This is a genomic window from Actinoallomurus sp. NBC_01490, assembly GCF_036227085.1.
GTDB lineage: Bacteria > Actinomycetota > Actinomycetes > Streptosporangiales > Streptosporangiaceae > Actinoallomurus > Actinoallomurus oryzae.
In genome coordinates this window covers 10,822,001-10,848,531 of the sequence record NZ_CP109433.1, presented here as the reverse complement: position 1 = coordinate 10,848,531, position 26,531 = coordinate 10,822,001, and the positions used below count along the sequence as shown (strand labels likewise).

Below are 26,531 nucleotides of genomic sequence, written 5' to 3'. Positions count from 1 at the left end.
TCAACGGAACCGGTCAAGGGGAACACGTGCCCTTCCGTGCGGTTAACCTCGTGCGCATGGCCGAGTCCGCGCCGCTGCCGGAGTTCGATCCGCTGTGCCCCTCCAGCGCCATGCCGGTCCGGATCGGCGGCAAGTGGACGGGCATGGTGGTGCGCTGTCTCCAGGGCGGCCCGCGACGGTTCACCGAGCTGAAGGAGCCCCTGCGCGGCGTCACGCCGAAGGTGCTCACCGAGACCCTGCGGGCGATGGAGCGCGACGGCCTGGTGACCCGCGCCGTCCACGACGAGAACCCGCCACGGGTGGAGTACGCCCTGACCCCGCTCGGACGCACCCTGGTGCCGCTGATCGACGCCGCGCGGATCTGGAGCGAGGAGCACCTGCCCGCCCTGCTGCGCGCCCGCGAGACGTACGAGCCGTAGGCCGGTTACTTGTCGATGTCGCCGACCACGAAGAACATCGAGCCCAGGATGGCGATCATGTCGGCGACCAGGTTGCCGGGCAGCATCTCGGTCAGCACCTGGATGTTGTTGAACGAGGCCGAGCGCAGCTTGAGCCGCCACGGTGTCTTCTCGCCGCGGGAGACCAGGTAGTAGCCGTTGATGCCGAGGGGGTTCTCCGTCCAGGCGTAGGTGTGCCCCTCCGGGACCTTCAGGACCTTCGGCAGGCGCTGGTTGATCGGGCCCGGGGGCAGGGCGGCCAGGCGTTCGACGCAGGCGTCGGCCAGGTCCAGCGAGACGTGCACCTGTTCGAGCAGGCACTCGAACCGGGCCAGGCAGTCGCCCTCGCTCCGGACCGGGACGCGCAGCACGTCGGCCAGGTCTCCGTAGGCGAGGTACGGCTCGTCGCGCCGCAGGTCGAAGTCGACGCCCGCCGCCCGCGCGATCGGCCCGGACACGCCGTACTGCTCCACCTGCTCGCGCGTCAGGACGCCCACGCCGCGCGTGCGGGCGCGGAAGATCTCGTTGTCCATGATGAGGCGGTCGATCTGGCCGACCCCGCGGCGTACGGCGGCGGTCGCCTCGCTCACCCGGCCCAGCCAGCCCGCCGGCAGCTCCTCCTTCAGCCCGCCGACGCGGTTGAACATGTAGTGCATGCGGCCGCCGGAGATCTCCTCCATGACGTGCTGCAGCTGCTCCCGCTCGGTGAAGGCGTAGAACATCGGCGTGATCGCGCCGATCTCCAGCGGGTAGGAGCCGAGGAACATCAGGTGGTTGAGCACGCGGTTGAGCTCGGCCAGCAGGGTGCGGGCCCACACCGCGCGCGCCGGCACCTCCATGCCCAGCATCCGCTCGACCGCCAGGACGACGCCCAGCTCGCTCGCGAACGCCGACAGCCAGTCGTGCCGGTTGGCCAGCACGATGATCTGGCGGTAGTCGCGGACCTCGAACAGCTTCTCCGCGCCACGGTGCATGTATCCGATGATCGGCTCGGCGGCGGCGATGCGCTCGCCGTCGAGCGTGATGCGCAGGCGGAGGACGCCATGGGTCGAGGGGTGCTGCGGCCCGATGTTGAGCGTCATGTCCTCGGTCGCGAGGTCCTTGACCCCCGATCCCACGCCAACGATGCGCTCGGTGCTCACAACGCCCATCGTGCCATGCCCAGGGTGTCGCGGAACCTGGGCCGGTTGAGGTTGACTGGGCTCGATGAACGAGAGCCACCCGCCCGCACGCGAGCCGCGGGACATGCCGCCCGGCAGTCCGCGGATCCTGCCGCACGCGGCCGTGCCCGCGCCGCCGTTCACGTCGCCCGCGCCACCCGGACCGGCGGGGCCGTCGCCGGTGCCGATCGGCGGTCGCGCCGAGCAGGCCTTCGACCCACCGGCCGGCATGGTGTGGGCCCGTGTGTCGCCTCGGCTCACCTGGCACCGGCGCATCGCCGTGCTGCTGTGGGCGCTGCCCATCACGATCGTCGGCGCGTTCGTCCTCGCGCGCGCGTCCGGCCTCCTCGGCGGGCTGATCTGGCTCGGGGTGATCGTGGTCGCGTGCGCGATGGGCTGGATCGTGGCCGAGCTGGTCTACCGGTCCTGGGGGTTCGCCGAGCGGGCCGACGACCTGCTGGTCACGCACGGCTTCTTCGTCAAGCACCTCGTCGTCGTGCCGTACGGCCGGATGCAGTACGTGGACGTGACGGCCGGGCTGCTCGAACAGTGGCTCGGCGTGGCGACCGTACGCCTGCACACGGCCGCGGCGGCCACCGACGCCCGGATCCCCGGCCTGCCCGCCCGCGACGCCGCCGTCCTGCGCGACCGGCTCGCTCAGAAGGGTGAATCGAGGTCGATCGGTCTTTGAACGCCGGACCCCCGGGCTACGGGCCGTACGGCCGGCCCGTCTTCACCCCGCCCCCGTACGGGCCGCCGGGCTCGCCGTACGGGCCGCCCGGCTCGCCGTACGGACAGGTCCCGTACGGGCCGCCGCCTCCGCCGCCGGTGCACTTCTCCCGCGGCGTGCACCGCCTCCACGTGTCGACCGCGGTGATCAGCGCGCTGTCCGTCCTGGTGATCGTCTTCGTACTCGGCGGCTACACGCTGCTGCTCGGCCAGACCGCCGACGGCGTCGAGGTGATCCTGACGCCGCGGTCGATCGCGCGGTTCCTGCTCGTCATGATGCCGGTGGCGGCGGTCGCGGCGATCATCGGCTTCTGGACCTGGTGGTCGCTGAAGTTCCACATCTCCGGCGACGACCTGGTGGTCGACACCGGCATCGTCCGCCGCCGCAACCGCCGGATCCCGCTGTCGCACATCCAGGCGGTCGACGTCGTCCGCCCGCTGGTCACGCGCGTGTTCGGGCTCGCCGAGGTCCGCGTCGAGCTGGCCGGCGGCGACCAGGCCGAGACCCGGTTCCGCTACCTCGGCCGGGCGATGGCCGAGCAGCTGCGCGCCGAGCTGCTGGCCCGCGCCGCCGGGCTGCCCGGCCACACGCCCGAGGCGCCCGAACGCCCGTACTGGCGCGTCTGGTTCGGCACGCTGCTCGGCTCACAGCTCCTCAAGCTCCCGGTCATCGGCGGTCTGATGCTGCTGGTGGCGCTGCTGGCGTTCGGCGTGGTCTTCCGCGAGCTGGGCGTGCTCGCGGCGGCGCTGCCGGTGCTGCTCGGCCTGGCGCGCGGTGTCGTCGCGCCGCTGGTCATGCACGCGAGGTTCAAGGCCGCGGTGTCGCCGGACGGGCTGCGCCTGCGGTACGGGCTGATGGAGACGCGGATGCAGACCGTGCCGCCGGGCCGGGTCCAGGCGGTGCGCGTGGTCGAGCCGCTGCTGTGGCGCAGCTTCGGCTGGGCGCGGCTCGACGTCACCGTCGCCGGATACGTCGGCGACCGCCAGGCGCTGTCCTCGGTGCTGCTGCCCGTCGCGCCGCGCCGGGTCGCCTTCCACCTCGTCGGCATGGTCTTCCCCGGCACCGACGCGGAGGCCGTGCGACTGCTGCCGGCGCCGCGGTCGCTGCGCTCACCGTTCGGCCGGAGCGCGGCCGGCACCGACGACGCCGTCTTCGTCACCCAGCGGGGCCGGGTGTGCCGGCGGCTCGACGTCATCGCCCACGCGCGGGCGCAGAGCGTACGCATGACCTCGGGGCCGCTCCAGCGGCTGCTGGGCCTGGGCACCGTCCACGTCGACGCGCCGCCCGGTCCGGTCCAGGTGGCCGCCGAGAACCGCGAGCTGGGCGAGGCGCGGGCGATCGTGGAGTCCGCGGCCGAGCGGGCGCACCGGGCGCGCGCCACCGACCAGCGCACCGACCGATGGGCGACCTGACCATGACGTACGACCCGTGGTCCCCGCACTTCGTGGCCGACCCGTACCCGGCCTATGAGGTGCTGCGGCGCGAGCGGCCGGTCTTCTTCGACGAGCCGACCGGCCAGTGGGTGGTCTCCCGCCACGCGGACGTGAACGCCCTGCTGCGCGACCGCCGCCTCGGCCGGTCGTACCTGCACGTCGCGACGCACGAGGAGTTCGGGCGGCCGCCGGAGCCGGAGTTCCTGGCGCCGTTCTGGAACCTCATCCGCGCCGGCATGCTCGACGTCGAGCCGCCCGACCACACCCGGCTGCGGCGCCTGGTGTCCAAGGCGTTCACCCCGCGGATGGTCGAGGGGCTGCGCCCGCGCGTCCGCGAACTCGCCGCCGGCCTGGTCGGCGGGCTCGTCGAACGCGGCGGAGGCGACCTGCTCGCCGAGGTCGCCGAGCCGCTGCCGGTGACGGTGATCGCCGAGCTGCTCGGCATCCCCGAGGGCGACCGGCACCTGCTCCGCCCCTGGTCGGCCGACATCTGCGGCATGTACGAGCTGAACCCGCCGGCAGAGGTGCAGCACACGGCCGTACGCGCCGCGGTGGAGTTCTCCGACTACCTGCGCGGGCTCGCCCGCCGGCCGCGCGGCGACGACCTGATCGGCGCGCTGGCCGCCGTCGACGGCCTGACCGAGGACGAGCTCGTCGGCACCTGCGTGCTGCTGCTCAACGCCGGCCACGAGGCGACCGTCAACGCCACCGGCAACGCCTGGTGGGCCCTGTTCCGCAACCCGGGCGAGCTCGCCCGCCTGCGCGCCGACCCCGGCCTGATCCCGACCGCGGTCGAAGAGCTGCTGCGCTACGACACGCCGGCGCCGATGTTCGAGCGCTGGGTGCTGGAGGACGTCGAGGTGGCCGGGGTACGCGTGCCGCGCGGCGCGGAGGTGGCGCTGCAGTTCGCCTCCGCCAACCGCGACCCGGAGGTCTTCGCGAACCCCGACACCCTGGACCTGTCGCGCACCCCGAACCCGCACATCGGCTTCGGCGCCGGCATCCACTTCTGCCTGGGCGCGCCGCTGGCCCGGATCGAACTCGCCGAGTCGATGGCCGCGCTCCTGCGCGCGGCCCCGAACCTGCGCCCGGTCGCCGAGCCCACGTGGAAACCGGGCTTCATCCTGCGCGGTCTGGAGTCACTTCCCGTCGTCGTGTAGCGGCCAGCGAGCGGGGGATCTCGGCGCCGACCGCCTGGACCAGCCAGCCGAAGCCGCCCAGGCCCTCGCGGTCGATCAGCTCGGCGTCCTCGCCCGCCGCGCGCAGGGCCTGGAGGTAGCCGCGCGGGTCGGTGCGGGCGAGTTCCAGGGGCGGCCGGGCGCCGCGCAGGCCCAGGGCGCGCAGTGCGGCGCGCTGGGTGGTGAGCAGCGTCGCCGTCGCACCGGCGCTCTCGCCCGCGTCGGCGCACGCGTCGAGTGCGACGTGGGCGGTGATGTCGCACGAGCCGTCGGGCACGGGGGAGACGCATCGGCCGTCGCGGTAGCCCGTGAGCGTGCCGTACGTCGGGCGCCGGCCGCGCTCGTGGGAGTAGTCGATGGCCAGGGCCACCCCGCCCCGCAGGCGTCCGATCACCGACGCCCACGCGGCGCAGCGGTGCCGGCCGACCTCCGCTCGGTCGCCGGGCTCGCGCAGCGGCCACCAGCGCTCCAGCCAGGCGGTGTCCTCGGGGGAGGGCGGCGGGCCCGGCAGCTCCGCGCCGGTGGCCGGGTCGACCACGACGAGCCGCGGTCCTTCGCCGGTCAGCTCCACGACGTCGAGCGGCACGTTGTCGAGCCACTCGTTGGCGATGACGAGGCCGGTGACGGTGTCCGGCAGCCGGTCGCGCCACTCGATCGCCGGGCTCAGCCCGGCGGGGCGCGGGGCGACCTCCACCGCGATCGGCCGCAGGCGCCCGTCCAGCCCGGCGGTCGCGTGGATCTCGGCGAGCAGCTCTCCGGAGCCGGCGCCCACGTCGACGAGGTCGAACCGCGCGGGCCCGCCCAGAGCGTCGTCGACCTCGGTGACCAGCCGGGCCATCGCGTGGGCGAAGCGACGTGAGGCGTGCACCGAGGTGCGGAAGTGGGCCGCGGGCCGTTCGCCGCGGGTGTAGAAGCCGTCCGCCCCGTACAGCGCGTGCTCCATCGCCGTCCGCCATCCGACCTGACTCACGCCTTGACCGTATCGCGTGCTCCCCAGGTCGTACGCGGGCTCCGACCTGGGACTGACGCGCGCCGAGCCGAACGAAAAATACGCTTGGGCGATGGTCCCCCGACTGTTCGCCTGGCTGAGAAGGCACCAGCGGCTCGTCGACACCCTGTTCATGGTGCCGCTCGGCGCCGTGGCGGTGATCGTGCGGGGCCGGTGGATCGAGACGACATCGGACGGCCTCCCCCAGCAGACCCCCTACCTCCTCAACCTCGCGCTGGCCGTCGCGATGTGCCTGCCGCTGGTCTGGCGGCGCCGGTGGCCCCGCGCGGTGTTCGCCGTGATCGCCGGGGTGGCGTTCCTCCAGTGGCTGGTGGGCGCCAACGTCGCCGTGTTCGACCTCGCGCTGCTCGTCGCGATGTACACCGTCGCGGCGGAGTGCGCCTTCCGGTGGGCGCTGGCCGCGTTGCTGGTCAACGAGCTGGGGCTCATCCTGCTGGTCTGGAAGCTCATGAGCCAGCCCGAACCTCAGGGCACATGGCGGGAGCTGAGCCCCGACTCCATCGCCCTGGGGGCGATCTGGCTGTGCGGCCTGTACATCAGCACCCGGCGCAAGTACACCCTCAGCCTCGAAGAGCGCGCCCGCCGGCTCGAACGCGAACGCGACGCGCAGGCCGAGGTGGCCGCCGCGGCCGAACGCGCCCGGATCGCCCGTGAGATGCACGACGTCATCGCGCACAGCATCAGCGTGATGGTGATCCAGGCCGACGGCGCCTCGTACGCGATCGACACCGACGCGGCACGCGCCAAGCGGGCGATGCGGGCGATCGGCGACACGGGACGGTCGGCGCTCACCGAGATGCGCCGCATGCTCGGCGTTCTCCGCGAGGGCGACGGCAAGGCCGCCCTGGCGCCCCAGCCCGGCGTCGACGAGCTCCCGCACCTGGTGGAGCAGATCCGCTCCACCGGGCTGCCGGTCGAGCTGACGATCGACGGGGCGCAGGTACCGCTGCCCGGCGGCATGGAACTGGCCCTCTACCGGATCGCGCAGGAGGCCCTCACCAACGTCATGAAACACGCGGGCCCTTCGGCCACCGCGTGGGTCGAACTGCACTACGGTGACGGAGCGGTCGAACTACGCATCCGCGACGACGGGCGCGGCGCGACGTTCTCGGACGGACGCGGCCACGGCCTGGTGAGCATGCGTGAGCGGGTCGCGGTCTACGGAGGAGAGGTGACCGCCGCACCGGCGCGGGGCGGCGGCTTCGAGGTCGTCGCACGGATGCCGGTGCGCGAGTCCCCGGCGAAACAGGAGGTCGGTACGCCGTGAGCGAGCGCGGTGGAGCGGAGGAGCGCCCATGATCAGGGTGCTGTTGGTCGACGACCAGGAGCTCGTCCGCACCGGGTTCCGCATGGTGCTCGACGCGCAGCCCGGGATCGAGGTGGCCGGCGAGGCCTCCGACGGGCGCGAGGCGGTGGAGGCGCTGCGCGCGACCTCCGCCGACGTGGTGCTGATGGACGTGCGCATGCCGCGCATGGACGGCATCGAGGCGACCCGGCAGATCTGCTCGCGCCCCGGCGGCCCGAAGGTGATCATCCTGACCACCTTCGACCTGGACGAGTACGCCTTCTCGGCGCTCAAGGCGGGCGCGGCCGGGTTCTTGCTCAAGGACGCCGGGCCCGAGCAGCTCATCGAGGCGATCCGCGCGGTCAGCTCCGGCGACGCCGTGGTCGCGCCGAGCACGACGCGCCGCCTCATCGACCGGTTCGTGGAGCACATCCCCGACGACGACGGCACCACCGACGCGGCCCTGGAGTCGCTCACGGCGCGTGAGGCCGAGGTGCTCAAGCTCGTCGCGCGCGGCATGTCGAACGGCGAGATCGCCGGGGAGCTGTACGTCTCCGAGGCGACCGTGAAGACGCATGTCGGGCGCATTCTCAACAAACTGGGCCTCAGAGACCGGGTGCAGGCCGTGGTCTTCGCATACGAGACCGGCCTCATCAAAAGCGGTCAGAGCAGTCACGAAGCGTAACGATTGCATCACGCGACCGGCCGTTCCATTGCCATTAGCTGAGAGTCCCTGGATAACTACCGTACGTATCGGCCACGCCACGCGTGGTCGCGAATCTCCATGTACGGGAGGATTCACGTGCTCAAGAAGCTCACCGCGGCCGGAGTGGTCGCGGCCGCCGTGTCCGGCGCCCTCGTGCTGGCCTCGCCGGCCAACGCCGACATCAACACCAGTGGTGACGGCAGCATCCTCGGCGGCAACCAGCTCGTCGTGCCCATCTCCATCCCGGTGAACGTCTGCGGCAACGCCGTCGCGGTCGTCGGCGGCGCACGCGCGGGGTGCCGCGGCGGCGCCTCGGCCGGGTACGGGCTGCACCATCACCGCCGCTTCACCCCCTGGGACTCCTGACCGCAGCACTCGACGGCCCCCGCGCGGACGACCGCGCGGGGGCCTTCGTAGTCCTCAGGTCGCACAGCGGATCAACGCGCGGACCGACATGACGATGGCCGTGAGGGCGATGGCAGCGGGGCCGGCCGTCCCTAGTTTTGATCACGTTCCGTCCATGACCGAGGAGTCATCCGTGATCAGCACCGCTGTCAACGCCCCGCCGGCCGTCGTCGCCACCGATGTGACCAAGGTGTACGGCTCCGGGGACGCCGCCGTCCACGCCCTGCGCGGGGTCGGTGTGGCGTTCGCCCGTGGAGCCTTCACCGCGATCATGGGGCCGTCGGGTTCTGGCAAGTCCACGCTCATGCACTGCCTGGCCGGTCTGGACACGGTCGACCGCGGCTCGGTGACGCTCGGCGATGTGGAGATCACCGGGCTGTCGGATCGGCAGCTGACCCGCCTGCGCCGCGATCGGATCGGGTTCGTCTTCCAGTCCTTCAACCTGCTGCCGACGCTGACGGCCGAGCAGAACATGCTGCTGCCCCTCGAACTCGCCGGTCGCAAGCCGGACCGGGCCTGGATGGACCACATCGTCGCCACGGTCGGCCTGCGCGACCGTCTCTCGCATCGGCCGAGTGAGCTGTCCGGCGGTCAGCAGCAGCGGGTCGCCTGCGCCCGCGCCCTCCTGCACCGTCCGGAGGTCATCTTCGCCGACGAGCCGACCGGCAACCTCGACTCCCGCTCCGGCACCGAGGTGCTCGGGTTCCTGCGCTCGTCGGTGCGCGAGATGGGCCAGACGATCGTCATGGTCACCCACGACCCGGTGGCGGCCTCCTTCGCCGACCGTGTCGTCTTCCTGCGTGACGGAATGATCAGGTCCGAGCTGGCCCGGCCGACGCCGGACACGGTGCTGGACGCGCTGAAGCGGCTGGAGGTCTGACCGTGCTGAAGACGACTCTGGCCGGGCTCCGCGCCCACCTGCTGCGGCTGGTCCTCACCGCGCTGGCCATCACCCTCGGCGTCGGGTTCGTGTCCGGCACCTTCGTGCTCACCGACACGATGCGGGCCGGCTTCGACCAGCAGTTCACCGCCTCCGCCGACAAGGTCTCGGTCGCGGTCCTGCCCGGCGGCGACGCCGACACCGTCCCGGCCGCGCTGCTCTCCCGGGTCAAGGGAGTGTCCGGGGTCCAGGACGCCCAGGGCCTCGTGCGCGGCACCGCCCCGCTCGTCGGCAAGGACGGCAAGGTGTACGGCGACAGCGGCACGGCGGGGGTGTCCATCTCCACCGGCGCCCTGCAGCGGTACCACGTCGAATCCGGCCGTCCCCCGGCCGGTCCCGGAGCGGTCGTGCTGGACACCAAGACCGCCCGGCGCACCGGCTACAAGGTCGGTGACACCGTCTCCGTCATCGACCGGCAGAACCGAGCGCGCTCGTTCACCGTCTCGGGGCTGGTCGACTTCGGCGTCGACCAGGAGGTCGGCTACCGCGGCGCGGTGGGCTTCACCGCCGCGACCGCCGCGGAGATGACCGGCGAGCACGGCTATGCGGAGATCGACGTCAAGGCCGCACCGGGCACGAGCGACGCGGCGCTGCGCGACGCGGTCGCACAGGCGGCGGGCGGATCGTACGACGTGCTCACCAGCGCGCAACTCGCCGACCGGCTGTCCAAGTCCTCCGGCCTGTCGACCGGCGAGCTGACGGCGTTCTTCCTGGCGTTCGCCATCGTGGCGCTGTTCGTCGCGGCGCTGGTCATCTACAACACCTTCAACATCCTCATCGCCCAGCGGACGCGGGAGATGGCGCTGCTGCGCTGCGTCGGCGCGACGCGGGCCCAGGTGTTCCGCGGGGTCCTCGCCGAGGCGACCATCGTCGGCCTGGCCGCGTCCGCGCTCGGCGTGCTCGCCGGCGTGGGTCTGGGCGCCGGCGGCGCGACCTTGTTCGCCTCCGCCGACAACACCTCGGTCGGCTCGGTGTCCGTGTCGGTCACGCCCGTCGTCGTCGGTCTCGTGGTCGGCCTGGCCGTCACGCTCGTCTCGGCCCTGCTGCCGGCCCGCGCGGCCACCCGCGTGCCGCCGGTGGCCGCGCTGCGCACCCAGGCGGAGGGGCCGGTCAAGGGCCGCGCGGGCATCATCCGCATGGTCCTCGGCTCGCTGCTCGTCCTCGCCGGCCTCGGCATCGTCGCCCTGGCGCTGATGACCAAGGCGGGCGAGGGCCCGTTCCTGATGGTCCTGGCCGGCTCGATGGTGATCTTCCTCGGCGTGATCGCGCTCAGCCCGTTCATCGTCCGCCGGCTCAGCGGCGTGGTCGGCTGGCTGCCGGCGCGGCTGCTGGGCGTGCCGGGCCGGCTCGCGCGGGAGAACGCCGGGCGCAACCCCAAGCGCGCCGCGATCACCACCATCGCCCTCACCGTCGGCGTCACGCTGATGACGACGTTCTCGGTCGCGCTGGCCTCCTCACAGGCGACCACCACCGCCCAGCTCGCCAAGCAGTTCCCCGTCGACTACCAGCTCACCACGGTGGGCGACCGGCTCATCCCCCGGCAGGCGGCCGCGACCCTGCGCACGAAGCCACAGCTCAGCGACGTGATCGAGGTGCGGAACGCGGACGACGCGCGGTTCGACGGCCAGGAGACCGGCGTGGGCACGGTCGCCGGCCACGCGCTCGGCCGCTCGATCAAGCCCGAGATCGTCGCGGGCTCGATCACCGATCTGGCCCCGGGGACCGTCGCGCTGCACGAGGACACGGCCAAGTCCTTCGGCGTGGGCGTGGGCCGTCAGGTGACGGTGACACGCGGCGCCCAGCGGCTTTCGCTGCGGGTCGTGGCGGTCTTCTCCGGCGAGACCCCGATACCGAACGTCACGATCAACGAGGCCGACTTCGACCGCGCCTTCGGCGTCCGGGACGACTCGGAGGTCTACGTCATGGCCAAGAAGGGCGTGTCCACGGACGTGTCCCGCCAGGTGATCGACGACGCCACCAAGGCGTACCCGACGGTCAAGGTGGGCAGCCTCGCCGACGTGAAGGCCGAGTTCACCAAGGCGTTCAACCAGCTGTTCGTGCTCGTGGGCGCCCTGCTGGGGCTGGCGATCATCATCTCGCTGATCGGCATCGCCAACACGCTGACCCTGTCGGTCGTCGAGCGCACCCGTGAGTCGGCGCTCCTGCGGGCGCTCGGCCTGACCCGCGACGGGCTGCGCTGGATGCTGTCGCTCGAAGCGGTGATCATGGCCGTGATCGGCGCGCTGCTCGGCGTCATGCTCGGCTCGGGATTCGGGTGGGCCGCGGTCAACGCCGTGGCCGATGGCGCGGTCCTCAGCTTCCCGGTCCTGCGGGTGGTCGCGTTCGTCCTCGTCGCGGGCCTGGCGGGCCTCATCGCCGCCGTCGTCCCCAGCCGCCGGGCGGCCCGGGCGTCGATCGTCGCCTCACTCGCGAGCGACTGACCGATCGCCGCGCCGATCGATCGACAGAGGCCCTTCACGCCACGGTGAAGGGCCTCTCACGCATCCCTAGGGCAGGTAGTACATCGGGTTCGGGAGCTTGAAGGACCGGTCGGCGTGGCCGCCGTTCAGGTCGCTGTACTGGTCGCCGAAGTTGGCGGTGATGTCGTAGCCGAGCGACTCGATGTGCTGGCGCGTCCCGGACTTGTACTCGGTCGTGGTGCAGGTGTAGGTCGGCGCCGAGCACGGCAGGTAGGCGGTGGGCGCCTTGGTGTTCAGGTAGAGGTGGGTGGTGTCGGCGGGTGAGGTGTACCCGGCGGCGGCCAGGTTGCGGACGCTGGCGGCCCGCTGCGTCTCGGGACGGCCGGTGATCCAGAACACCGTGACGCCGTGGTCGGCGGCCCAGTTGACCAGGGCCGGCATGCCGAAGACGGCGCGCATGTTCTTGTTCTGGATGTACGCGTCGTTGGAGGCCGGGGTGTAGTTGAAGCCGACCTCCAGCTCGTAGTTGTAGGTGAGGAGCGAGGTGTCGTCCACGTCCAGCACGATGGCCGGCTTCTTGCCCGGCCTGGGGTGCCGTACGGCCTGCCTCAGGTAGGCCCCGGCCCTGGCTTCGACGCCGGCGACCTGCTTGGCGTAGCTGCTGTCGGCGGAGGCGTGGTGCTCGCCGGAGCCGTCCACGGTGTCGCCGTAGTACGCCTTGATCTCGTTGACGACGTTCGTGAGGTTGGGGATCTCCTTGTCGCTGCGCGGTACGGATCCGGTCGCGTTCGCCGCGCCCACCGCGTACAGGGTGGTGGCGGCGACCGCGGTGGCGACGGTGGCGGTCAGGGCGTGCTTGCGGAGGGTCCGGCGGAAACGTACTGCCATCAAGGGTTCCTCGTCTTCTCGTGCGTACCGTCGCAGCACGCGCTTCGGCCGCGAGGTTCGTGTCTCATTCACCGGCGGGGGAGACCGGCGTGCATGATCTCGCAGGTTTCCGGCCGAAGGAAGGGCGGAGGTCGCCGTCGGCCGGGTCTGGCCCGACCGGCGGCGTACGGAGACAATCTCCGTACGCCGCCGGTGCGCCCGGGGGGACGAACGCGCGCATAAAGGGCACACATCGGCGTGGGTAGGCTGTGGCCGGACCGTCCGGTACCCGCGAAGGACTGGAACGCACGAATGACCACTTCTGACCAGCGCCCGGGGCGCCTCGCCGTGGGCGTTGTCGGCGCCGGCCGCGTCGGGTCGGCGCTGGGCCGGGCGCTCGACCTGGCCGGCCACACCGTGGTGGCGGCGTCCGGGGTCTCCGACGCCTCCCGCGAACGCGTCCGTGAGCGGCTGCCCGGGGTTCCGCTGCTGCCGGTGCCCGAGGTGGTGGCCGCCGCCGACCTGGTGCTGCTGACCGTCCCCGACGACGCGCTGGCCGCCCTGGTCGAGGGGCTGGTGAGCACCGACGTCACCGTACGCGGCAAGCTGCTCGTCCACACCAGCGGCCGGTACGGCGCGGGCGTGCTGGAGGTCGCCACACGCGCCGGCGGGCTGCCGCTCGCGCTGCACCCGGTGATGACGTTCACCGGGCGGCCCGACGACGTCGACCGGCTCGCCGGGATCTCCTTCGGCGTCACCGCGCCCGAGCCGCTGCGGCCCGTCGCCGAGGCGCTCGTGGTCGAGATGGGCGGCGAGCCCGTGTGGATCCCCGAGGACCGGCGCACGCTCTACCACGCGGCGCTGGCCGGTGGGGCCAACCATCTGGTCACGCTCGTCGTCGAGTCGATGGACCTGCTCGGCCGCGCCGGCGTGGAGAACCCGAGCCGCATGCTCGGCCCGCTGCTGGGCGCCGCCCTCGACAACGCCCTGCGGCTCGGCGTCCGCGGCCTGACCGGGCCGGTCGCCCGCGGCGACGCCGGCACGGTCGCGGGCCACGTCGAGGAGCTGGGCCGCGTCTCACCCGAGGCGCGCGGCGCGTACGTCGCGCTGGCCCGCCTCACCGCCGACCGCGCGCTCGCGGCCGGTCTCCTGAAGCCCGACGACGCATCACGTCTCCTCGACGCTCTGGCCGAACGCGGTTCCGAAGGGAAGCAGTCATGACGCTCGTGATCGCCCGTACCCGCGAGGAACTCGCGGCGGCCCGTTCCTCTTTCGGGACGATCGCGCTCGTGCCCACCATGGGCGCGTTGCACGAGGGCCACCGGTCCCTGATGCGCCGGGCGCGTGGCCTGGCCGGCACGGTCGCCGTGAGCATCTTCGTCAACCCGCTGCAGTTCGGGCCGAACGAGGACCTCGACCGCTATCCCCGTACGCTCTCGGACGACCTGGCCGTCTGCGCCGACGAGGGCGTCGGGCTGGTGTTCGCGCCGACGGCCGAGACCATGTACCCCGAGGGCCGCGGCACCGGCGTCACGGTCAGCGCGGGCGAGATGGGGACGATCGTCGAGGGCGCCTCCCGGCCGGGCCACTTCGACGGCGTGCTGACCGTCGTGCTCAAGCTGTTCAACCTGGTCCGCCCGGAGATCGCCGTCTTCGGTGAGAAGGACGCGCAGCAGCTGGCGATGATCCGCCGGATGGTCGCCGACCTGAACGTCCCGGTGTGGATCGACGCCTGCCCGACCGTACGCGAGAAGGACGGGCTGGCGCTGTCGAGCCGCAACCGGTACCTCTCGCCGCCGGAGCGCGTCACGGCGCTGTCGCTGTCGCTGGCCCTGCGACGGGGCGCCGCGGCGGCGCAGGACGGGCCCGCCAAGGTCCTCACGGCGGCCCGCGCCGTGCTCGACGAGGCGGCCGACACCGAGCCGCCGCTGGAGCTGGACTACCTCAAGCTGGTGGACCCGACGACGTTCCACGAGGTCGACGAGGAGTACGTCGGCCCGGCCGTCCTCGCCGTCGCCGGCAAGGTGGGCTCCACCCATCTGATCGACAACACCCCGCTGTACCTGACGCCGGAGCCGCCCACGGAGTCGCGCTGACATTCCGCGCCCGGTGCGGGTAGAGCCCCGGCCGGGGCGTGTCAGCGGGTGACCTCCAGGGCCGTTTTCACGAACCAGGTGGTCCAGGGCGACCGGCTGCCCTCCGGCCACAGGACCAGTGTCCGGTACGGCGACGCGTCGGGCACCGGACGGTAGGTCACGTCGGGGCGGACATTCCTCGCGGCCAGCGAGGCGGGCACCAGCGCGACGGCCTGGCCGAGGGCGACCACCTCCAGCAGCTGGGCCGTGTCCCGTACGACCGGGCCGTCGGCCGGCCGATCCGGGTTTCCCAGCCAGTAGTCGCGGTCCGCCGGGCCACTCCATCGTGGCGCCGGCTCGGTGATCAGGTCGGCGGTACCGAGGACGTCGCGTACGGCCAGCTCGTGTCCGGAGGCGAGCGCCGCGACGCGTGGTTCGGTCGTCAGCAACTCGGTGTCCAGGCCGTGGCCGTCGAAGCACCCCGCTATCGCCACGTCCGCGCGCCCGTCGCGGACCATGTCGGCCTGTTCCCCGAATCCGCTCACCACGACCCGGAGGTCCGGCGCGTCCGGTTCCGCACGGAAGCGCGCGCAGATCCGGTGCAGCAACTCCGTGGCGACCCCTGGTTTGGCGGTGACCACGAGGCTTCGGCCGGGAAGGCCCGCACGCCGCGTCCGGCGTACCGCGGAATCGAGGGCACCCAGGACAACGGCCGCCTCCTCGACCAGGGTCTCGCCGGCCCGGGTCAGCGTCAGCCGGTGCCCGGTGCGATCGAACAGGGCGACACCGAGCCGGCGCTCCAACTGACGCATGGCCCGGGACAGGGGCGGCTGCGCGATGCCGAGCCGTTCGGCGGCGCGGGTGATGTTCAGGTCCTCGGCGACGGCGCGGAAGTAACGCAGCTCGCGGATCTCCGGCTCCGGCATACCGCCAGGGTATGGGGCGGCACCCATTCGGTCTTTCCCTTTCGGAGTCCCGGCGGCTGGAGTGGGGGGATGAACGCGAATGAAAATGAAGTGGCACTCGTGACCGGCGGCAACAAGGGCATCGGCCGAGAGATCGTTCACCGTCTCGCCCAGCGGGGCTTCACCGTCTACCTGGGTGCGCGCAGTCCGGAGCGCGGGCACTCGGCCGTCGAGGAACTGAAGAGTGGCGCGGCGGCGGTGCGCGGCGGAAAGCGGTCGGGGAACCCGGCCGGCGGGCTGGATGTTCGGTTCGTGCGGCTCGATGTGACCGATCCGGGATCCGTCGAGGCGGCCGTCGACAGGATCGAGACCGAGGCGGGACGGCTGGACGTGCTCGTCAACAACGCCGGGATCATGGTCGAGTGGGGCGTCCGGACCGCCGACGTCACGGCCGCGCAACTCCGCGAGGTGTACGAGGTCAACGTCTTCGGCGTCGTCACGGTGACATCGGCCTGCGTGCCTCTGCTCCGCCGGTCGCACAATCCGCGGATCGTCAACATGTCCAGCGGGCTCGGTTCTCTCACGATGCTGAGCGACCCGGCGAACCCCCTCTCGACTCGCGGGTTCCTCGCGTACGGCTCGTCCAAGGCCGCGCTCAACGCCCTCACGCTGATCTACGCCGGTGCCCTGCGCGCCGACGGCATCAAGGTCAACGCCGTCAGCCCGGGCCTTGTGCCGACCGACCAGAACGCCGCCGCGACGTTCCCTCGCGGCGACCGGACCACAGCCGACGGTGCCGTCGTCCCGGTCCTTCTCGCGACGATCCCCGCCGACGGACCTACGGGCGTCTTCCGCGGTCCGGATTCACTGGACGACGTCATCCCGTGGTGAGCCGGCCGCTCGTCGCCGGCGCGACGGGGCACGGCGGTCTGTTCCGGAGGGTGTCCTGCCGGCGGATAAAATCGCCCGCGACCTGTAGAAATGCAGGCAGGGAGCCGACTTCAGGAGAAATCCCGTGCTTCGCACCATGTTCAAATCCAAGATCCACCGGGCCACGGTCACCCAGGCCGACCTGCACTATGTGGGCTCCATCACGATCGACGAGGACCTGATGGAGGCGGCGGACCTGCTCGCGGGCGAGCAGGTGCAGGTGGTCGACATCGACAACGGCGCCCGCCTGGAGACGTACGTCATCGCCGGGCCGCGCGGGAGCGGCGTGATCGGGCTGAACGGCGCGGCGGCGCGGCTCGTGCACCCCGGCGACCTGGTCATCATCATGAGCTACGCGGCCATGACGGACGAGGAGTCCCGCGCCTTCGAGCCGAAGGTCGTCCACGTCGACCGCGACAACCGGATCATCGCCCTGGGCTCCGACCCGGCCGAGCCGGTGCCCGGCACGGCGACGGTCCGCGGCGACACGCTCGCCGAGCCCGCCTGAGAGACCAGGTGCGCTGAGCTCCCCCGGAGGAATCAGGCGTTCGGGACGCGAGTTATAGTCAGATTGACGAGAACTCGCCTCCCCCTGGAGGGCTCATGCTCCCTCGACGCCTCACCGCTCCGCCGCCCGGTTGGACGACCGACGCCGACATCGTTGTGATCGGGTCCGGGATCGCCGGTCTCGTGGCCGCCCTGCGCGCCCGTACGGCGGGGAAGGTCCTTCTCGTCACCAAGGCGCTCCTCGATGACGGGTCCACGCGCTGGGCGCAGGGCGGGATCGCCGCGGCGCTGCACCCCGGCGACTCTCCGGAGGGCCACCTCACCGACACCCTCACCGCGGGGGTCGGCATCTGCGACCCCGAGGCCGTACGCGTGCTGGTCACCGAGGGGCCCGACGCGGTACGCGAGCTGATCGCGCTCGGCGCCGACTTCGACCGCGACGGGGAGGGCCACCTCGCGCTCACCCGCGAAGGCGGCCACCTGCGGCGCCGCATCGCGCACGCCGGCGGCGACGCGACCGGCGCGGAGATCAGCCGGGCCCTGCTCGCCGCGACCAAGGACGCCGGGATCGAGGTCATCGAGCACGCCCTGGCGCTCGACCTGATGATCGAGGACGGGCGGACGGCCGGCGTCACCCTTCACGTCATGGGGGAGGGGCAGCGCGACGGCATCGGCGCCGTACGGGCCCGCGCGGTGATCCTCGCGACCGGCGGGCTCGGGCAGGTCTTCGAGGCGACCACGAACCCGGAGGTCTCCACCGGTGACGGCGTGGCCCTCGCGCTGCGGGCCGGGGCGCGGGTCGCCGACGTGGAGTTCGTGCAGTTCCACCCGACGCCCATGTGGCTGGGCCCGGACGCGCGTGGGCGTCAGCCGCTCATCTCCGAGGCCGTGCGCGGCGAGGGCGCCTTCCTGGTCGACGGTTCCGGCGAGCGGTTCATGACCGGCCGGCACCCGCTCGCCGACCTGGCCCCCCGCGACGTCGTGACCAAGGAGATCATGAAGCGGATGCGCGAGACCGGCGAGCCGTGCATGTACCTCGACGGACGCAACCTCGGCCCGCGCATCTGGGCGCAGCGGTTCCCCACGATCCTGGCGACCTGCGAGCGGCACGGCATCGACCCGGTCAACGAGCCGATCCCGGTGCTGCCGGCCGCGCACCACGCGAGCGGCGGCGTCCGTACGGACCTGTGGGGGCGCACGAGCGTCCCCGGCCTGTACGCCTGCGGTGAGGTCGCCTGCACCGGCGTCCACGGCGCCAACCGCCTCGCCTCCAACTCGCTGCTCGAAGGGCTGGTGTTCGCGCAGCGGATCGCGTCGGTACTGGCCGACGACACCGAGCGGGACGCCCCGGCGCCATCGGGGGCCGCCGGGGCGTCCACCCTCCTCGATCCCGGCATCCGGCCCGAGATCCAGCGGATCATGACGGCCGGCTGCGGCGTGCTGCGCGACGGCCCCGGCCTCGAACGTGCCGCGGCCGAACTGGCCGCACTGGCGAGCCGCACGACCGACCGCCCGCGCACGGAGGCCTGGGAGGTCACGAACCTGCACACCGTCGCCTCACTGATCGTCGCCTCGGCGCGGCGCCGCGAGGAGACGCGTGGCAGCCACTGGCGGTCGGACTTCCCCGACGCCTCCGACGAGTGGCGCGGGCACCTCGTCTCGGCGCTCGACGGCGACACCCTCACCACGACGTACGAACCCACGGAGAACCGATGAGAGACGCCACGCACACCTGGCTGACCGAGGCCGGCCTCGACCCCCGGGCCGTGGAGGGCGTCGTACGCCTCGCGCTGGCCGAAGACGGCGAGCGCGATGTCACGAGCGAACCGATCTTCGACGCCGACGCCGCGGCCGGCGCCGACGTGGTGACGCGCCGCCCCGGCGTGGTCGCGGGCCTGCCGGTGGCCGCGCTGGTGTTCGAGACGCTCGGCCTCACGGTCAAACCGCTCGCCGCCGACGGCGACCGGATCGCCGCGGGCGACGTGCTGCTCTCGGTCGAGGGACCGCTGCTCGGGCTGCTGCGCGCCGAGCGCACCGCGCTGAACCTCCTCACCCACCTGTCCGGCGTCGCCACCGTCACCCGGCAGTGGGCGGACGCCGTCGAGGGCACCCGGGCGCGGGTACGCGACACCCGCAAGACGCTGCCCGGCCTGCGGGCCCTGCAGAAGTACGCGGTGCGCTGCGGCGGCGGCGTCAACCACCGCATGTCGTTGTCGGACGCCGCGCTGATCAAGGACAACCACGTCGCGGCGGCCGGCTCGGTCACCGCGGCGTTCGAGGCCGTACGAGCCCCGGGCCTGCACGTTCAGGTCGAGTGCGACACGCTCGACCAGGTGCGCGAGGCGCTGGCGGCCGGGGCGACCGCGATCCTGCTGGACAACATGGACATTTCGACGATGACCGAGGCCGTGGCCCTGGTCGCGGGGCGGGCCGAGCTGGAGGCCAGCGGCGGTCTTTCGTTGGACGGGGCCCGAGATGTGGCCGAGACCGGGGTCGACTACCTTGCCGTTGGGGCACTGACCCATTCGGTGCATGCCCTGGACATCGGCCTTGACCTTAACGGAGCGGCGAGCTGACGAGCGAGCGGAGTGGACGGTGAGGGACGAGCCGTCCGCGAAGCGAGTGAGGAGGCGAGCGCGACCATTGACACCGCGGGGACCGGATGCTGCTCACCATCGACGTCGGTAACACTCACACCGTGCTCGGCCTGTTCGAGGGCGATGAGGTCATCGAGCACTGGCGGATCAACACCGACTCCCGGCGCACCGCCGACGAGATCGCGGTGGTCCTCCAGGGGCTGGTGCAGCAGAGCCCGCTGCTGGCCGAGACCGACATCAGCGGCATCGCGCTGTGCTCGACGGTACCGTCGGTGCTGCACGAGATGCGGGAGATGTGCCGCCGCTACTACGGCGACGTGTCCGCGGTGATCGTCGAGCCGGGCGTCAAGACCGGTGTGCCGGTGCGGATGGACAACCCCAAAGAGGTCGGGTCCGACCGGATCATCAACGCCCTGGCCGCGAACCACATCTACGGCGGCCCGGCGATCGTGGTCGACTTCGGCACGGCCACGACGTTCGACGCCGTCTCGCCCAAGGGCGAGTACGTCGGCGGGGCGATCGCCCCGGGCATCGAGATCGCGGTCGACGCGCTGTCGGCCCGCGGCGCGCAACTGCACAAGGTGGAGCTCGTCCGGCCCCGCAACGTCATCGGCAAGAGCACGGTCGAGGCGCTCCAGTCGGGCATCATCTTCGGCTTCGCCGGCCAGGTGGACGGCGTGGTCGACCGGATGTCGGAGGAGCTGGCCGACAATCCCGAGGACGTCACGGTGGTCGCCACCGGCGGCCTCGCGCCCCTGGTGCTGGACGAGGCCCGCACCATCGACGCGTACGAGCCGTGGCTCACGCTGATCGGCCTGCGCCTGGTCTACGAGCGCAACGTCAGCGTCTCCGGCTGATCAGTACTCGAGCTCGACGGTGATCTTGTATCGGTGCTCGACCGGTGAGACCTTCTCGCACTCCACGGTCGCGGTGCGCCCCTCGTGCTCCAGCCTCAGCGACGAATCGCCGTACTGGAAGCACAGCGCGACATCCCTCTCGGTGGTGCTGCCGCCGTTGTCACCGACCCAGTCGGTCACGGCCTTGACCGGGGTGGGGACGCACGACGTGGCCAGGGGGCAGTACGCCATGAACCCCACGCGGCGATAGTGGTTGTCACCGCCCAGCTCGAGACGATCGAAGCCGCCCTGGGGCGTGCTCAGCGAGTCGGCCCACTGCCGGAGGTAATGGCTCGGCTTGTAGTCGACGGCGTAGTACGCGACACCGGCGATCGCGATGATCAGCACGCCGGCGATGAGGAGGAGCGGCAGCAGGGGGCCGCGGCGCCGCCGGGCGGGAGGCCAGGGAGGTCCCGGCGGCCCGACGTTGGGAGGGCCGCCGAACGCCGGTCCCGGCGGCGGGGGCGGTCCCTGCGGCGGAGGTGGCGGTCCAGGGTGGGGCGGGAGGTTCATCGGCGCTGATGCTAATGACCGGATGCGCGACACGTCCCATAATCACCGTCGTCACGTGCGTTTCTCATGTCGTCGCGGTCGCATCGGCGGTACGGGGAATGCGTTCGCGAGGCGCTCGGGCCGATCGGTAGCCTTCTCACCGTGAGCGAGCCGAGCGAAGACCTTCCGGAGCAGATGCGGATCCGCCGTGACAAGGCGGAGCGCCTGCGTGAGAGCGGGGTCGACCCGTACCCCCTTGGATTCCCGCGTACGACCACGATCGCGAAGGTCCGCGCGGACCATCCCGACCTGGAGCCGGGTGCGTCCACCGGGGAGAAGGTCGGTGTCACCGGCCGCGTCATGCTGGCTCGTAACACCGGCAAGCTCTGCTTCGCCACCATCCGCGACGGCAGCGGCGACATCCAGATCATGTTGTCCCTCGCCAACGTCGGCCAGGAGGCGCTGGACGCGTGGAAGCGCGACATCGACCTCGGCGACCAGGTCGGCGTCGAGGGCGAGGTCATCACGTCCAAGCGCGGCGAGCTGTCGATCATGGCGGATCGCTACGTGCTCACCTCCAAGTGCCTGCGCCCGCTGCCGGAGAAGCACGCCGGCCTGACCGACCCCGAGCAGCGCGTACGCCTCCGCTACGTCGACCTGATCGTCAACGACGAGGCCCGGCGCATGGCCCGGCTGCGCAGCGACACCGTGCGGGCGATCCGGGAGTACATGAACGACCGCGAGTTCCTCGAGGTCGAGACCCCGATGCTCCAGCCGATCCACGGCGGGGCGTCCGCGCGGCCGTTCATCACGCACATCAACGCGTACGACATGGACCTCTACCTGCGGATCGCGATCGAGCTGTACCTCAAGCGGCTCGTCGTCGGCGGCATCGAGAAGGTCTATGAGATCAGCCGCAACTTCCGCAACGAGGGCGCCGACTCCTCCCACAACCCCGAGTTCACGATGCTCGAGGCCTACGAGGCGTACGGCGACTACGACACGATCGCCACGCTGACCCGCGAGATCTACCAGGCCGCCGTGGTGGCCGCGCTCGGCACGACCGTCGTGGTGCACGACGGCCAGGAGGTCGACCTCGGCGGCGACGAGTGGCCCAAGATCACGCTGTACGACGCGGTGTCGGGCGCGGTGGGCGAGGAGCTGACCACCGAGACGCCGATCGAGCAGGTGCGCAAGGTGTTCGACCTGCGCGGCCTGGAGTACGACCCGGCGTGGGGGCAGGGGCGCCTCGTGCAGGAGTTGTTCGAGGAGCTGGTCGAGCGCACGCTGATCCAGCCGACGTTCGTCCGCGACTACCCGCTGGAGACCTCGCCGCTCGCCCGTACGCACCGGTCCAACCCGCTGCTGACCGAAAAGTGGGACCTCATCGGCTTCGGCACCGAGCTGGGCACGGGCTACTCCGAGCTGATCGACCCGATCGAGCAGCGGCGCCGGCTCACCGAGCAGTCTCTCCTGGCGGCCGGCGGCGACCCGGAGGCCATGCAGCTCGACGAGGACTTCCTGCGCGCGCTGGAGTACGCCATGCCCCCGACCGGTGGGGTCGGCATCGGCATCGACCGCATGATCATGGCGTTCACCGGCAAGAACATCCGCGAGACCATCCTTTTCCCGCTGGTCAAGCCGGAATAGGCCGAGATCACGCGCCTGCCGGGGCATGAACCGTCTCGATCCGGCGATACTGAGTGCGGTTCATGGGCATGCGCCGGACTCCGGCGCGGGGAAGGAGGCGTCGTGGACGATGACCGGTCCGATACCCGTGCCTTTCCGGAATCGGTGGCCGAACCCTTGCCGAGGGTCACGCCCGTCTCGCTGCCGCGTGAGCTGGGCGAGCTGACCCGGGCCCTGCTCACCGCCGCCACGGTCGACGGTGTCCTGGAGCGCATCATCCTCGCCGCCCGCTATCTCATCCCCGCGGCCGACGTGGTCAGCATCACGCTGCGCGAGGAGAACGGGGACTACTACACCCCTGCCGAGACCGATGCCGAGGGCGCCGAACTCGATCGCCGGCAGTACGAGACCGGGGAAGGCCCCTGCATCGACGCCGCCGATCCCGGCGGGCCCGCGTACGCCCACAGCGCCGACCTCGCCACGGAGTCCGCCTGGCCGGCCTTCGCCCGCGAGGCGACCGAGCACGGTTTCGCCGCGGTCCTGTCCACCGCGCTGATCACCGTGCCGGAGCCGCCGCCGTTCACCGCCGCGCTGAACATCTACTCCCGCGAGCGCGGCGCCCTGGGCGAGGCGGCCCGCGACACGGCGTTCCTTCTGGCGACGTACGCGTCACTCGCGCTGGGCGCCCTCTACCGCGGCGCCGCCACCGAACGCGCCCTGAGCCGCTCCCAGGCGGACGCGGCCAACCTCCGCAAGGCCCTGGACACCCGCACGGTCATCGGCCAGGCGACCGGAATCTTGATGGCCCGCCGGCGCCTGTCGGCCGATGAGGCGTTCGACGTGCTCGTCCGCGCCTCGCAGAATCACAACATCAAGCTGGCCCACCTCGCCGAACTCCTCGCCCGCCACCCGGACACCGCCGACCGGATCTGAGCCGTGGAGGTGGACCGCACCCCAGGGTTCCCTTCTGTAGATGCCGTCCTCGTCGAGGGTCGTGCGGTGCACGGTGTTGATCGCGTACGGCTGGAGCTCGGCGATCCGTTCGGCGGTCTTCTCCTCGAAGAAGAACTGGCCGGTGTGGACGACGTGCCCACCGGCGTACCTGCCGCCTTTCGCCTTACCCCCGAGGTGGACCTTGGCGTGGATGTGGATGGCGCGGCCGACGTACCAGCCGGGAAAGAGCGTACGGAACTCGACCACGCCGTACCGGTCGCTGGTCCGCACGCCCCCCATGTGTTCGGTGATGTCCCGGCGGAACAGCTCGTAGTCCAGGTGGTACGGCCCCTCCGTCAGCTCGGGCGCGAGCACGCAGGCCGGCCGCGCGCCGTCCGATGGTGTCCTGGGCGTGGCGTCGGAGGTCGCTCCGGCCACCCGATCGGGCCGCTCCCTACACTCGGGCTCATGCTCAGACTCGCATTGCCCGTGATCGGTGTGACCGACGTTCCGCGCGCCGTGGAGTTCTGGACGGCCGCGCTCGACCTGGTGCCCACGTCAGAGTGGGAGAGCGAGACCTGGAGAACACTGGAGCACGCGGATGGGTCAGGCCGCGCGCTCGCGCTGATGCGCAGCGAGTCACCAGTCCAGGCGCATCCGCGCATCCATCTCGACCTGCTGGTGGACACGACGGCCGAGCAGGAAGCCGAGGTCGAGCGTCTGATCGGGCTCGGAGCCGACAGGATCGCCTGGGACCTGTACCCACCGGACCCTGACTTCGTCGTCCTCGCAGACCCGGACGGCAACGCCTTCTGCGTCGTGGACCTGAGCCGGGCCCCGTCCGGCACGGCGTGACCAGGGCGAGGCGCGGGGTCAGGAGATTCGTACCGGGAGTTCGGCGAGGCCGCGCAGGATGAGGTTGTCCTTGTAGCGCAGCGGGCCGGGCAGGAGCGCCACGTCGCGGCGCATGAGGGCGGTCAGGGCGATCTGGCCCTCGACGCGGGCGAGCGGCGCGCCGAGGCAGAAGTGGATGCCCTGGCCGAACGCCAGGTGCCGGGGCGCCTCGGTCAGCCAGCGCGTCAGGTCGAGACGGTCCGGGTCGGTGAAGACCTCCGGGTCGCGGTTGGCCGCGCCGAGCAGCAGCATGATCGCCTCGCCTCGGCCGATCCGCTGCCCGGCGACCTCGGCGTCCTCCAGGGCGACGCGCGCGCTGAGCTGGACCGGCGGGTCGTACCGCAGCAGCTCTTCCACCGCGGCGGGAGCCTCGCCGGGGTTGGCGCGGAACCAGGCGAGCTGGTCCGGTGACCGCAGCAGCGCGAGAGTGCCGTTGGCGATGAGGTTGACCGTCGTCTCGTGGCCGGCGACGAGCAGCAGGACGCAGGTGGCGATCAGGTCGTCCTCGGAGAGCTCCTCGATGGCGACCAGTCCGCTCAGCAGGTCGTCTCCCGGAGCGGCGCGGCGCCGGGCGGCCAGCTCGCGGAAGTAGTCGCCGAACTCCTCGCGCGCCCGGTCGCGATAGGTGAGTTCGTCCGGAGGCACCACGAAGTCCGGGTCGAGGCCGCGGGCGAGCGCGTCCGACCAGTCCTTGAAGCGGTCCTCATCCTCCGGCGGCACGCCGAGCATCTCGCTGATCACGATGACCGGCAGCGGGTGGGCCAGGCCCGCGATCAGGTCGACCTCGCCGTCGAGGCGGGCCAGCAGGTCGTCCACGATGGCGGACACGCGGGGGCGCAGGCGTTCGACCAGGCGGGCGGTGAAGGCACGGCTGACCAGGCGGCGGAGCCTCGTGTGCTCCGGAGGGTCCAGCGTGAGGAAGGACCGGGCCCGCCGGGGCGGCCGGCCGGAGAGCTCGTCGTCGCCGTGGCCGAACCTCGGGTCGCGCAGTACCTGCGTGCACACCGCGAAGGAGGTCGACAGCCACAGGCCGCCGGGCGTACGGATCAGGGGGCCGCCCGCCCGCAGCTCGCGGTAGTGGGCGTACGGGTCGGCGCTGAACTCCGGGGCGAACGGATCGAAGCCGAGGACGTCGCGGACGCCGGGCTGCGCGTCGGTCATGGAGACCCCCAAATCTCTAGAGAAGCAGGTGGTGCGCGGAGTACTCGATGCGTTCGCGGGCCCGCATGAGCAGCGCGGGGATCTCCCGTTCGGCCGCCTCGGTCAGCCGGGTCGCCGGGACGGACACGCTGATCGCGTCGCGGGCGGGGCGCTGGAGGCGCAGGACGACGGCGAAGCAGCAGATGCCGGTGCTGTTCTCCTCGCGGTCGACGGCGTAGCCGCGTTCGCGGACGCGGCACAGCTCCTCGGCCAGCGCCTGGTGGTCGGTGATGGTGTGCTCGGTCTGGCGTTCGAGCTCGTCCGGGAGGCGTGGCTCCGGGCGGTCGGCGAGCAGGGCCTTGCCCAGGGCGGTGCTGTGCACGGGCACGCGGCGGCCGACGCGTACGACGGGCCGCAGGTCGTGGCGGGAGGGCCGGGAGGACAGGTCGACCACCTCGACGTCGTCGAGCCGGCCGAAGTGCACGGTCTCGCCGGTCGCCTCGGCGAGCCACTCCAGCGTCTCGTGCGCCATGCCGACCACGGGGTCGCCGTCGATGTAGGAGGCGCCGACGAGCAGGGCCCGCATGCCGATGCGGTAGAGCGTGCCGGTCGGGTCGGTCTCCACCCAGCCGAGCCGTACGAGCGTGCGCAGGAGGGCGTACAGGCTGCTCTTGGGATAGCCCAGCTCCTGCTGGATGGCCGTCAGGCTGTACATCCCGCCCTGGCGGGCGAAGAAGTCGAGCAGCGCGACGGTGCGCATCGCGGACTTGACGCCCGGCCCGGTGGTGTCGGATGAGTCCATGCCCAGCCCCTCTAGAGCACCGACGTACGCCGTGTGCCACGCGAGATCCGGCGGTCACGCCGGAGCCGGGTCACAGCCTAGTCCGCTTCATCCTGCTTCAGATCTGTTCAGATATGCGAACAGTGGCTATGGTTATGGACACTTTGTGGCGACACCCTCGG

The 26,531-nt window shown here is 71.9% G+C and carries 26 protein-coding genes; 19 read left to right on the top strand and 7 right to left on the bottom strand.

The features are described from left to right. The first annotated feature begins 56 nt into the window (after positions 1–56). Entirely contained in the window at positions 57–419 is a 363-nt protein-coding gene (locus OG417_RS49965; protein ID WP_329245596.1) for a winged helix-turn-helix transcriptional regulator, read from the top strand. Positions 420–424: 5 nt separating this feature from the next. Here the strand turns inward: OG417_RS49965 and OG417_RS49960 are convergent, their stop codons facing one another. Then, entirely contained in the window at positions 425–1,588 is a 1,164-nt protein-coding gene (locus OG417_RS49960) for an NADH-quinone oxidoreductase subunit D (protein WP_329245595.1), read from the bottom strand. Positions 1,589–1,643: 55 nt separating this feature from the next. Here OG417_RS49960 and OG417_RS49955 point away from each other — a divergent pair, with 55 nt between their 5' ends. From OG417_RS49955 to OG417_RS49945, 3 genes are read left to right on the top strand one after another with little or no spacing between them, the layout of a single operon-like run. Continuing rightward, positions 1,644–2,288 (top strand): PH domain-containing protein, encoded by a 645-nt coding sequence (locus OG417_RS49955; RefSeq protein WP_329245594.1) that lies wholly within the window; start codon positions 1,644–1,646, stop codon positions 2,286–2,288. Continuing rightward, on the top strand, positions 2,285–3,739 hold the full coding sequence (locus OG417_RS49950) for a PH domain-containing protein (protein ID WP_329245591.1): 1,455 nt from the start codon (positions 2,285–2,287) through the stop codon (positions 3,737–3,739). Before OG417_RS49955 ends, OG417_RS49950 begins: the two co-directional genes overlap by 4 nt. Further along, entirely contained in the window at positions 3,727–4,920 is a 1,194-nt protein-coding gene (locus tag OG417_RS49945) for a cytochrome P450 (protein WP_329245588.1), read from the top strand. Before OG417_RS49950 ends, OG417_RS49945 begins: the two co-directional genes overlap by 13 nt. Here the strand turns inward: OG417_RS49945 and OG417_RS49940 are convergent. Then, positions 4,880–5,908, bottom strand: a complete 1,029-nt coding sequence (locus tag OG417_RS49940; protein WP_329245586.1) for an SAM-dependent methyltransferase — start codon at positions 5,906–5,908, stop codon at positions 4,880–4,882. The genes OG417_RS49945 and OG417_RS49940 overlap by 41 nt on opposite strands. Before the next feature lie 91 nt (positions 5,909–5,999). Here OG417_RS49940 and OG417_RS49935 point away from each other — a divergent pair, with 91 nt between their 5' ends. The 5 genes from OG417_RS49935 to OG417_RS49915 all read left to right on the top strand — a co-directional run bounded on the left by OG417_RS49935 (position 6,000) and on the right by OG417_RS49915 (position 11,724). Then, entirely contained in the window at positions 6,000–7,214 is a 1,215-nt protein-coding gene (locus OG417_RS49935; protein ID WP_329245583.1) for a sensor histidine kinase, read from the top strand. Positions 7,215–7,242: 28 nt separating this feature from the next. Further along, positions 7,243–7,917, top strand: a complete 675-nt coding sequence (locus tag OG417_RS49930; RefSeq protein WP_329245580.1) for a response regulator transcription factor — start codon at positions 7,243–7,245, stop codon at positions 7,915–7,917. Between the two features lie 117 nt (positions 7,918–8,034). Then, positions 8,035–8,304 (top strand): chaplin, encoded by a 270-nt coding sequence (locus tag OG417_RS49925; RefSeq protein WP_329245576.1) that lies wholly within the window; start codon positions 8,035–8,037, stop codon positions 8,302–8,304. Positions 8,305–8,458: 154 nt separating this feature from the next. Continuing rightward, positions 8,459–9,223: an ABC transporter ATP-binding protein gene (locus OG417_RS49920; protein ID WP_329245572.1), complete on the top strand. Its 765-nt coding sequence runs from the start codon at positions 8,459–8,461 to the stop codon at positions 9,221–9,223. A 2-nt stretch (positions 9,224–9,225) separates the two neighbouring features. Further along, positions 9,226–11,724: an ABC transporter permease gene (locus OG417_RS49915; protein WP_329245569.1), complete on the top strand. Its 2,499-nt coding sequence runs from the start codon at positions 9,226–9,228 to the stop codon at positions 11,722–11,724. 66 nt (positions 11,725–11,790) lie between these two features. On the opposite strand, the gene OG417_RS49910 is transcribed toward OG417_RS49915, so the two are convergent. Next, positions 11,791–12,591: an HAD family acid phosphatase gene (locus OG417_RS49910; RefSeq protein ID WP_329245566.1), complete on the bottom strand. Its 801-nt coding sequence runs from the start codon at positions 12,589–12,591 to the stop codon at positions 11,791–11,793. 291 nt (positions 12,592–12,882) lie between these two features. Between OG417_RS49910 and OG417_RS49905 the strand changes: the two genes are divergently transcribed. Both OG417_RS49905 and panC read left to right on the top strand, forming a co-directional pair. Beyond that, a complete protein-coding gene (locus tag OG417_RS49905) occupies positions 12,883–13,791 on the top strand; it encodes a Rossmann-like and DUF2520 domain-containing protein (RefSeq protein ID WP_329245563.1) in 909 nt (302 codons plus the stop codon). Next, positions 13,788–14,666, top strand: a complete 879-nt coding sequence (gene panC / locus OG417_RS49900; protein ID WP_329245561.1) for a pantoate--beta-alanine ligase — start codon at positions 13,788–13,790, stop codon at positions 14,664–14,666. The genes OG417_RS49905 and panC overlap by 4 nt, the downstream gene beginning before the upstream one ends. Positions 14,667–14,707: 41 nt before the next feature. On the opposite strand, the gene OG417_RS49895 is transcribed toward panC, so the two are convergent. Further along, a complete protein-coding gene (locus OG417_RS49895; RefSeq protein WP_329245559.1) occupies positions 14,708–15,571 on the bottom strand; it encodes a LysR family transcriptional regulator in 864 nt (287 codons plus the stop codon). A 90-nt stretch (positions 15,572–15,661) separates the two neighbouring features. Between OG417_RS49895 and OG417_RS49890 the strand changes: the two genes are divergently transcribed. The 5 genes from OG417_RS49890 (at position 15,662) to OG417_RS49870 (ending at position 20,441) form a co-directional block, all read left to right on the top strand. Next, a complete protein-coding gene (locus tag OG417_RS49890; RefSeq protein WP_329245556.1) occupies positions 15,662–16,441 on the top strand; it encodes an SDR family oxidoreductase in 780 nt (259 codons plus the stop codon). A 124-nt stretch (positions 16,442–16,565) separates the two neighbouring features. Then, positions 16,566–16,988 carry an aspartate 1-decarboxylase gene (gene panD / locus OG417_RS49885; RefSeq protein WP_329245554.1) on the top strand — a complete coding sequence of 141 codons (423 nt, stop codon included), beginning with the start codon at positions 16,566–16,568 and terminating at the stop codon, positions 16,986–16,988. A 95-nt stretch (positions 16,989–17,083) separates the two neighbouring features. Then, a complete protein-coding gene (locus OG417_RS49880; protein WP_329245552.1) occupies positions 17,084–18,703 on the top strand; it encodes an L-aspartate oxidase in 1,620 nt (539 codons plus the stop codon). Continuing rightward, positions 18,700–19,563, top strand: a complete 864-nt coding sequence (nadC, locus tag OG417_RS49875) for a carboxylating nicotinate-nucleotide diphosphorylase (RefSeq protein ID WP_329245549.1) — start codon at positions 18,700–18,702, stop codon at positions 19,561–19,563. Before OG417_RS49880 ends, nadC begins: the two co-directional genes overlap by 4 nt. 86 nt (positions 19,564–19,649) lie before the next feature. Continuing rightward, entirely contained in the window at positions 19,650–20,441 is a 792-nt protein-coding gene (locus OG417_RS49870; RefSeq protein WP_329245546.1) for a type III pantothenate kinase, read from the top strand. Here the strand turns inward: OG417_RS49870 and OG417_RS49865 are convergent, their stop codons facing one another. After that, positions 20,442–20,993, bottom strand: coding sequence for a hypothetical protein (locus OG417_RS49865; RefSeq protein ID WP_329245544.1), 552 nt, complete (start codon positions 20,991–20,993; stop codon positions 20,442–20,444). A gap of 141 nt (positions 20,994–21,134) precedes the next feature. Between OG417_RS49865 and lysX the strand changes: the two genes are divergently transcribed. From lysX to OG417_RS49850, 3 genes are all read left to right on the top strand, one after another. After that, positions 21,135–22,622: a bifunctional lysylphosphatidylglycerol synthetase/lysine--tRNA ligase LysX gene (gene lysX / locus OG417_RS49860; RefSeq protein WP_329245541.1), complete on the top strand. Its 1,488-nt coding sequence runs from the start codon at positions 21,135–21,137 to the stop codon at positions 22,620–22,622. Positions 22,623–22,724: 102 nt separating this feature from the next. Then, on the top strand, positions 22,725–23,534 hold the full coding sequence (locus tag OG417_RS49855) for a GAF and ANTAR domain-containing protein (RefSeq protein ID WP_329245538.1): 810 nt from the start codon (positions 22,725–22,727) through the stop codon (positions 23,532–23,534). Between the two features lie 468 nt (positions 23,535–24,002). Then, entirely contained in the window at positions 24,003–24,389 is a 387-nt protein-coding gene (locus OG417_RS49850) for a VOC family protein (protein ID WP_329245535.1), read from the top strand. Positions 24,390–24,407: 18 nt separating this feature from the next. Here the strand turns inward: OG417_RS49850 and OG417_RS49845 are convergent, their stop codons facing one another. Both OG417_RS49845 and OG417_RS49840 read right to left on the bottom strand, forming a co-directional pair. Then, positions 24,408–25,589 carry a cytochrome P450 gene (locus OG417_RS49845; RefSeq protein WP_329245533.1) on the bottom strand — a complete coding sequence of 394 codons (1,182 nt, stop codon included), beginning with the start codon at positions 25,587–25,589 and terminating at the stop codon, positions 24,408–24,410. Between the two features lie 16 nt (positions 25,590–25,605). Further along, positions 25,606–26,370, bottom strand: coding sequence for an IclR family transcriptional regulator (locus OG417_RS49840; protein WP_329245532.1), 765 nt, complete (start codon positions 26,368–26,370; stop codon positions 25,606–25,608). Positions 26,371–26,531 lie beyond the last annotated feature (161 nt).